The organism is Piscibacillus salipiscarius (assembly GCF_042685285.1).
Taxonomy (GTDB): domain Bacteria; phylum Bacillota; class Bacilli; order Bacillales; family Alkalibacillaceae; genus Piscibacillus; species Piscibacillus salipiscarius.
On sequence record NZ_JBHUMZ010000051.1, the window covers coordinates 83,519 to 90,911 of the forward strand.

Here is a 7,393-nt window from a genome sequence, read left to right on the forward strand (position 1 = left end):
ACGCACTTACCTTACCGTCAAAAATAAATAATTTTATAGTTTAACACCAAAATCACTTTATGTCAATTGTGTTACAAATAAGAATGATTATAAATATCCATATTTTAGTCAAAATTTATTCTAAGCCAGCCTTTAGTGCACCTTGAACCGAATCAACACCAACCAATTCTATTCCATTAGGTGCAGTAAACCCATTTAGATTTTTATTGGGTAAAATAATACGTTTAAATCCTAACTTACTTGCTTCTTGAACGCGCTGATCAATTCTAGAAACTCGCCTAACTTCCCCGGTTAAACCAACTTCACCTATAAAGACATCTTCTGGCCTTGTCGGTTGATCTCGGAAACTGGAAGCAATACTTACAGACACTGCTAAATCAATAGCGGGTTCATCCAATTTTACACCTCCCGCTACTTTCACATAAGCATCCTGATTCTGCAAAAGCAGTCCAGCACGCTTTTCTAATACAGCCATTAACAACGGAACGCGGTTATGATCTAAACCTGTTGCCATTCGTCTTGAGTTACCAAACTGCGTTGGAGAAATTAACGCTTGAATTTCAACTAACATCGGGCGAGTACCCTCCATAGAAGCCACAACGGTGGACCCAGCAACTCCCTGAGAGCGTTCTTCAAGGAAAATCTCAGAAGGGTTACTCACTTCAACTAACCCTTCTTCTTTCATTTCAAAGATCCCCATCTCATGTGTACTACCAAAACGGTTCTTAACACTTCGGACGATTCTAAACGTATGATGACGCTCACCCTCAAAATATAACACCGAATCTACCATGTGCTCTAAAAGGCGCGGCCCAGCAATTGATCCCTCTTTAGTGACGTGACCGACAATAAAAATAGGAATACCTTTTGTCTTTGCTAGTTTCATCAATGTTCCTGTACACTCTCTTACTTGAGATACGGAACCAGGTGCTGATGTTACCCCTTCGTGATAAATCGTTTGAATCGAGTCGATCACAACAAAAGACGGATTCATTTCTTCAACAGAATCGATTATGTCATCTATATTAGTCTCAGCCATAATATATAACTCATCTTCACTAATATTTAGACGGTCAGCTCTTAATTTAGTTTGTTTTTCAGATTCCTCACCTGAAATATATAACACTTGTAAAGACTTTGCTGCTAACTGTGAAGAAACTTGAAGTAGCAAAGTTGATTTACCAATACCCGGATCTCCTCCAATTAAAACTAATGACCCCGGTACAATTCCCCCACCTAACACACGGTTAAATTCTTCCATCTTTGTTTCAATTCTTTGCTCTTCCTGTGAAGTAATTTTATTAATCGCACTTGGCTTGCGTTTTCTCTCTGAACTTACACTACCTAAACTATGTTTGCTTTGTCCTTTGTTAGGACGAATTTTCTCTTCCACCATTGTATTCCACTGGTGACAAGCAGGGCATTTCCCCATCCATTTTGGTGACTCATAACCGCACTCCTGGCAAAAAAAGATTGTTTTTGTTTTAGCCATGCTACTCTCTCTCCTTTGATGATATTTATGTAAATTGCATATTATATTTACTGGTTGGACAATTACTAAAATTAAAAATAAGCAGCCGGCGAATACACCGGCTGCGTTCAGTTTAATCTAAGTGGTTTCTAATTCTTTTACCGAAGACACATAGAATTCGCCATCGTCATTCACATCAATTTCAACTGTTTGACCTGTCTTTACATTACCCTTTAATAGCTCTTCTGACAAGAAGTCTTCAACATTTTTCTGAATGGATCTGCGAAGTGGACGAGCACCATACTCAAGATCCATACCCTCATCAGCTATTTTTTCAATGGCTTCTTCAGATAATGTGAATGAAATTTCGTTATCTCTTAAGCGATCTTGTAATTGCTTAACCATGAGACGAACGATTTCTTTAATATGCTTCTCTTCGAGTGAGTGGAAGACAATCGTTTCATCAATACGGTTTAAGAATTCCGGGCGGAACGCTTTCTTAAGCTCTTCCATGATCTTAGATTTCATTTCTTTATAATCTTTTTGCTCACTATCCATCGTGAAACCAACATATTTCTGGCGACGAAGTTCATGTGCACCAACGTTTGATGTCATAATTAACACGGTATTTCTAAAGTCTACGACACGACCTTTAGAATCTGTTAAACGACCATCTTCAAGAACTTGAAGTAAAATATTAAAGACATCAGGGTGCGCCTTTTCGATCTCATCAAGTAAGATCACTGAATAAGGCTTCGTACGTACTTTTTCTGTTAACTGGCCGCCTTCATCATATCCAACATAACCTGGAGGTGAACCTACTAGTCGTGAAGTCGAATGTTTTTCCATGTACTCAGACATGTCAATACGAATCATCGCATCTTCATCACCGAACATAGCACCAGCTAAAGCTCGCGCAAGCTCTGTCTTACCTACACCTGTTGGACCTAAGAAGATAAATGAACCGATTGGTCGTTTAGGGTCTTTAAGCCCAGCACGAGCGCGGCGAATAGCTTTTGATACAGCTTTAACCGCTTCATCTTGACCAATAACACGGTCATGTAATGTGTCTTCTAAGTTTAACAGACGTTCCGTTTCATCTTTAGCCAATTTAGAAACAGGGACTCCAGTCCAAGTTGATACGACATGTGTGATATCGTCAATCGTGACTTCTGAGTTTTCTTGACCTTGCTTTTCTTTCCACTGATCTTTTGTTTTTTCAAGCTCATCTTTTAGCTTTTGTTCTTTATCCCGTAACGATGCTGCTTTTTCAAATTCTTGACTTTGTACAGCTGCATCTTTTTCTTTCTTAACTTCTTCTAGTTTTTGTTCTAACTCTTTTAGATTTGGCGGTGCAGTATAACTACGAAGGCGTACACGTGATGCCGCTTCATCAATAAGATCGATTGCCTTATCTGGTAAGAAACGGTCTGTAATATAGCGATCAGATAAACGCACAGCTGCATCAATCGCTTCATTCGAAATGGTCACTCTGTGGTGAGCCTCATAACGGTCCCGTAAACCTTCTAAAATGCTGACGGATTCTTCAGACGTCGGTTCATCCACTTGAATTGGTTGGAAACGACGTTCTAATGCAGCATCTTTTTCAATATATTTACGATATTCTTCTAACGTTGTAGCGCCGATACATTGTAAGTCTCCACGTGCTAGCGCTGGCTTTAGAATGTTTGATGCATCAATGGCACCTTCTGCACCACCCGCGCCAATTAGCGTGTGAAGTTCATCAATAAATAAAATAATGTTACGAGCCTGGCGAATTTCTTCCATTACCTTTTTCAAGCGGTCTTCAAATTCACCACGATATTTCGTACCAGCAACTACCGTACCCATATCTAAAGTCATAACACGTTTATCACGTAAAATCTCAGGAATTTCGTTATTAACAATTTGTTGCGCTAATCCTTCTGCAATCGCCGTCTTACCAACACCAGGTTCACCAATTAACACGGGGTTGTTCTTGCGGCGGCGGCTTAACACTTGAATAACACGCTCAATTTCTTTGCTACGTCCGATGACAGGGTCAATGCCACCATCACGAGCAACAACTGTTAAATCTCTTGCTAATGAGTCTAAAGTTGGCGTGTGCGCATTATTTGATTGCTTTTGACCTCCACGTTGGCTTGAAGTTGATTCATTACTACCTAGAAGCTGTAGAACCTGTTGGCGCGCTTTATTTAAGCTTACACCTAAATTATTAAATACTCGCGCTGCAACACCTTCTCCTTCTCGTATTAAACCAAGTAAAATATGCTCAGTTCCTACATAGGAATGACTTAGCTTACGGGCTTCATCCATTGATAATTCGATCACTTTCTTCGCGCGAGGTGTATAGTGAATGGTCTGAGACGTGTTTTGTCCTCTTCCGATTAATTGTTCCACTTCTTGCTGAATTTGATCTGCTGTTACATTTAATGACTGCAACGCTTTAGCCGCAATTCCTTCGCCTTCTTTTATTAAACCAAGAAGAATGTGTTCTGTTCCAATATTGTTATGCCCTAAACGAATGGCTTCTTCTTGTGATAATGCTAATACTTTTTGTGCTCGTTCAGTAAATCTACCAAACATCATTGAACATGACCTCCTTTAATTATTTTTCCAATTGCAATCTTTCTCTGATTAAATTAGCACGGAATACATCGCGCTCATTTGGTGATAATGTTTTATTCGCATATTGCTGCAAGAAAGCAGGTTGTGTTAAAACCATTAACTCATTGAGAATCGTTTTAGAAACATCTTTAATTAATCCTAAATCAATTCCTAAGCGAACATCAGATAAGCATTTTGCTGCCTCTTTGGATTGTATGATTCGGCTGTTCGCTAAAATTCCATATGATCTAAAAATTCTATCCTCTAACTGTATACCCAACTGCTCCATAATCCATTCACGAGCACGTCTTTCATTTTCAATAACTTGCTTCACAACGCTTTTTAGATCTTCAACGATATCTTCTTCAGATTTTCCTAGCGTCATTTGATTAGAAATCTGATATAACTGTCCTTGAGCTTCACTTCCTTCTCCGTAAATACCTCGAACAACTAAACCTAACTTATTAATTTCAGGAATCAAGTTGTTAATCTGATTTGTCATCGCTAAGGCTGGAAGGTGCATCATAACAGATGCGCGGAGCCCTGTACCGGCATTAGTCGGGCAACTCGTTAAATATCCACGATTTTCATCAAATGCAAAACGAATCTTCTCTTCAAACCAGTCATCTAATTCTTGTGCTTTATTTAACGCTTCACTTAACTCAAATCCCGGATAGTATAACTGAATTCTTAAATGATCTTCTTCATTAATCATAATAGATGCTTGCTCACTCTTAGAAATAAGCGCAGCACCTGTTTCATCTTTTTCAGCTAAACTAGGACTAATTAAATGTTTTTCAACAAGGACCCTTTTCTCAACAGGTTTTAAATCTTTCATCTTGACTAATTGAAGCTGCTTAAAGTCTTTATAAGATTGTTGGTCAAATTCCTGCTGCATATACTCTAAAACTTTGGATAGTGCTTCTTGGTCCCCACTTGTTGGGAACGAGACCTGTTCAAAGTTCCGGGCTAACCTTATTCGACTACTTAACACGATATCATTATCTAAACCTTCAGTATTCATCCAAGGACTGATAGCATCATTGATAAAGTTTTGTAATGACATTATGCATCACCGTCCTGATTCTCTTGTAGCTCTTCTTTCAATTTACGAATTTGATCACGAACTTGTGCGGCATCCTCAAACGCCTCATCATTAATAAGTTGTTGTAATTTTGCTTGTAACTGTTCTAATTCTCGTTGTTTATGCAAATTACCTCCAACACGTTTTGGGATTTTTCCGACATGTTTCGTGTTTCCACTATGAACTCTTCTAAAGATCGGGTTTAAGTAAGCTTCGAACGCATGATAACAATTGCTACAGCCAAATTTTCCCCGTTTTCGAAATTGTTGATAGGTCGTTCCACAACGGTCGCAAGCTAGTTGATGTTTTGGGCTCACAGATTGTTGCTGATTTACATTTTGATCAAAAGGAAACATGCTTGTTAATAATTGATGAATAGACATATTGTCGTTAGAAAAATCCATATAACCTTCTTGTTCAGCACACTGTTCACATAGGTGGATTTCTGTCTTTTGGCCATTCAAAACTTGGGTATAATGAACAGTCGCTTCATTTTCTTGGCAGCGTTGACATTTCATTGTCCACCCTCCTCTTATATATCATGAATTTTTAAAGTCATTAAAAGTTCTTTAAAAATCTTAGCTCTTAACTGATCTCGCATCGGTAATGGAATTGATAATATATCGCGATGCATAATCTTACTCATTAACCTTTGTTCGCGATCTGAGATCAACCCCTCCTCATATAACCGAACGGTATAGTCTAGACTTGCTTGTTGGGTTAACTGATTACCTGTTAACAACATCAGTTCATCCAGTAACTCTGATTTGGACTTTGGCCTAATTCGCATAATGCGAATATATCCTCCACCCCCACGTTTACTCTCTACGATATACCCTTTTTCAACAGTAAAACGTGTATTAATTACATAATTTATTTGAGATGGCACACATTCGAAACGATCCGCAATTTCGCTTCGCTTAATCTCAATGACATCACTATTGCTTGATTGAATTACCTTTTTTAAATAGGTTTCAATAATATCCGAAATGTTTCGCAATCGCCCATCCCTCCATCAACATTAGTTAAAGAATAGTCAATTAGACAATTTGACTTTGACTATCTTTGACTATACTTTTATTATACTCATATTTTATTTTGTTGCAAACTAAAAAGCTTACTCTACTTTATAAATTTTTCCACTTAACTATTATTTCTAAACAAACTAAAAAAGCCTTTGTACCATAAAGGCACAAAAGCATTATTTTTCGTAAACGTAAGTGACATGATCTAACTTACTTACTTCATCTAATATATCGTTTCTATCAAAATCTTGGTTTTTCTCAAGTTCAATGTAAATATTTCGTTGGTCTGAGCTTTCACTTTCAATTTCTAAACGTTTGATTACTAAAGAGTATTCATCAAAGATATTTAACACCTTAGCAATATGAACTTCATTACTAGCTATTAAATGTATGAAATTATCAGATTTACTTTTAGTAAAAAGCTTCTCCCAAGAATTTAAGAAAATTAAACTTAAAAGAACGACGGTTGTAACAAGTATGGCTAAAGAATACATTCCAGCTCCTATCACAAGTCCAATCCCGGCAACTGTCCATATTGAAGCAGCTGTCGTTAAACCTCTAATCGTCATTCCATGCACCATAATTGTTCCTGCACCTAAGAAACCAATACCGCTGATAACATAAGAAGGAATTCTTGCAGGATCAAAACGAATATTGTCATAATGATCTATAAAAGCTTCAAAACCATATAAAGATAACAACATCATTAAACAAGAACCAACACCAACTAATATATGAGTTCTAAAACCAGCTGAGTGCTTTTTTAATTCTCTTTCAAAGCCAATCAGCCCACATAATATTGTAGCTAGAAGAATGCGTACTAACATCACATCAAAATCATGTCCTAAGTACTGATTAATATATTCCATATAACCCTCCCTTTCTATCTATATAATTTTTATATTATGAACGATTTTTAAGATTAATGTTAATAATTATACCAAACACTTATTGGTTAGCATAGACAAGGACATTTTGGGCCTTTTATTCTATAGAATCTATTTATACCCTATACCATATAAAATGTAATTCTTATGCTTAATGACTAAAATTTTAAATGCATTAAAAAAACCAAGAAGTAACTTGACTTCTTGGTTTAGGTTGCCCGGCAGCGTCCTACTCTCACAGGGGAAACACCCCAATTACCATCGGCGCTAGAGAGCTTAACTGCTGTGTTCGGCATGGGAACAGGTGTGACCTCTCTGC

Annotated in this window: 6 protein-coding genes and 1 rRNA gene; all 7 read right to left on the reverse strand. The window is 37.5% G+C overall.

The window, feature by feature from the left end:
• Positions 1-115: 115 nt before the first annotated feature.
• A complete protein-coding gene (gene radA, locus ACFSW4_RS14925; protein WP_377330255.1) occupies positions 116-1,492 on the reverse strand; it encodes a DNA repair protein RadA in 1,377 nt (458 codons plus the stop codon).
• Positions 1,493-1,609: 117 nt separating this feature from the next.
• Positions 1,610-4,060 carry an ATP-dependent protease ATP-binding subunit ClpC gene (gene clpC / locus ACFSW4_RS14930; RefSeq protein WP_377330257.1) on the reverse strand — a complete coding sequence of 817 codons (2,451 nt, stop codon included), beginning with the start codon at positions 4,058-4,060 and terminating at the stop codon, positions 1,610-1,612.
• A gap of 19 nt (positions 4,061-4,079) precedes the next feature.
• Positions 4,080-5,144: a protein arginine kinase gene (locus tag ACFSW4_RS14935; RefSeq protein ID WP_377330259.1), complete on the reverse strand. Its 1,065-nt coding sequence runs from the start codon at positions 5,142-5,144 to the stop codon at positions 4,080-4,082.
• Positions 5,144-5,680, reverse strand: a complete 537-nt coding sequence (locus tag ACFSW4_RS14940) for a UvrB/UvrC motif-containing protein (RefSeq protein ID WP_054753918.1) — start codon at positions 5,678-5,680, stop codon at positions 5,144-5,146. Before ACFSW4_RS14940 ends, ACFSW4_RS14935 begins: the two co-directional genes overlap by 1 nt.
• 14 nt (positions 5,681-5,694) lie before the next feature.
• The gene (locus ACFSW4_RS14945) at positions 5,695-6,162 is read right to left on the reverse strand and encodes a CtsR family transcriptional regulator (RefSeq protein ID WP_377330261.1); all 468 of its coding nucleotides are present in this window, start codon (positions 6,160-6,162) and stop codon (positions 5,695-5,697) included.
• Positions 6,163-6,363: 201 nt separating this feature from the next.
• On the reverse strand, positions 6,364-7,056 hold the full coding sequence (locus ACFSW4_RS14950; RefSeq protein WP_054753921.1) for an MgtC/SapB family protein: 693 nt from the start codon (positions 7,054-7,056) through the stop codon (positions 6,364-6,366).
• Between the two features lie 234 nt (positions 7,057-7,290).
• A 5S ribosomal RNA gene (gene rrf, locus ACFSW4_RS14955) occupies positions 7,291-7,393 on the reverse strand; the annotation flags it as partial.

Coding starts and splice junctions, on each gene's coding strand:
- ACFSW4_RS14935 (WP_377330259.1), bottom strand. CDS start 5,144: ATGTCATTACAAAACTTTATCAATGATGCTATCAGTCCTTGGATGAAT.
- clpC (WP_377330257.1), bottom strand. CDS start 4,060: ATGATGTTTGGTAGATTTACTGAACGAGCACAAAAAGTATTAGCATTA.
- ACFSW4_RS14950 (WP_054753921.1), bottom strand. CDS start 7,056: ATGGAATATATTAATCAGTACTTAGGACATGATTTTGATGTGATGTTA.
- ACFSW4_RS14940 (WP_054753918.1), bottom strand. CDS start 5,680: ATGAAATGTCAACGCTGCCAAGAAAATGAAGCGACTGTTCATTATACC.
- radA (WP_377330255.1), bottom strand. CDS start 1,492: ATGGCTAAAACAAAAACAATCTTTTTTTGCCAGGAGTGCGGTTATGAG.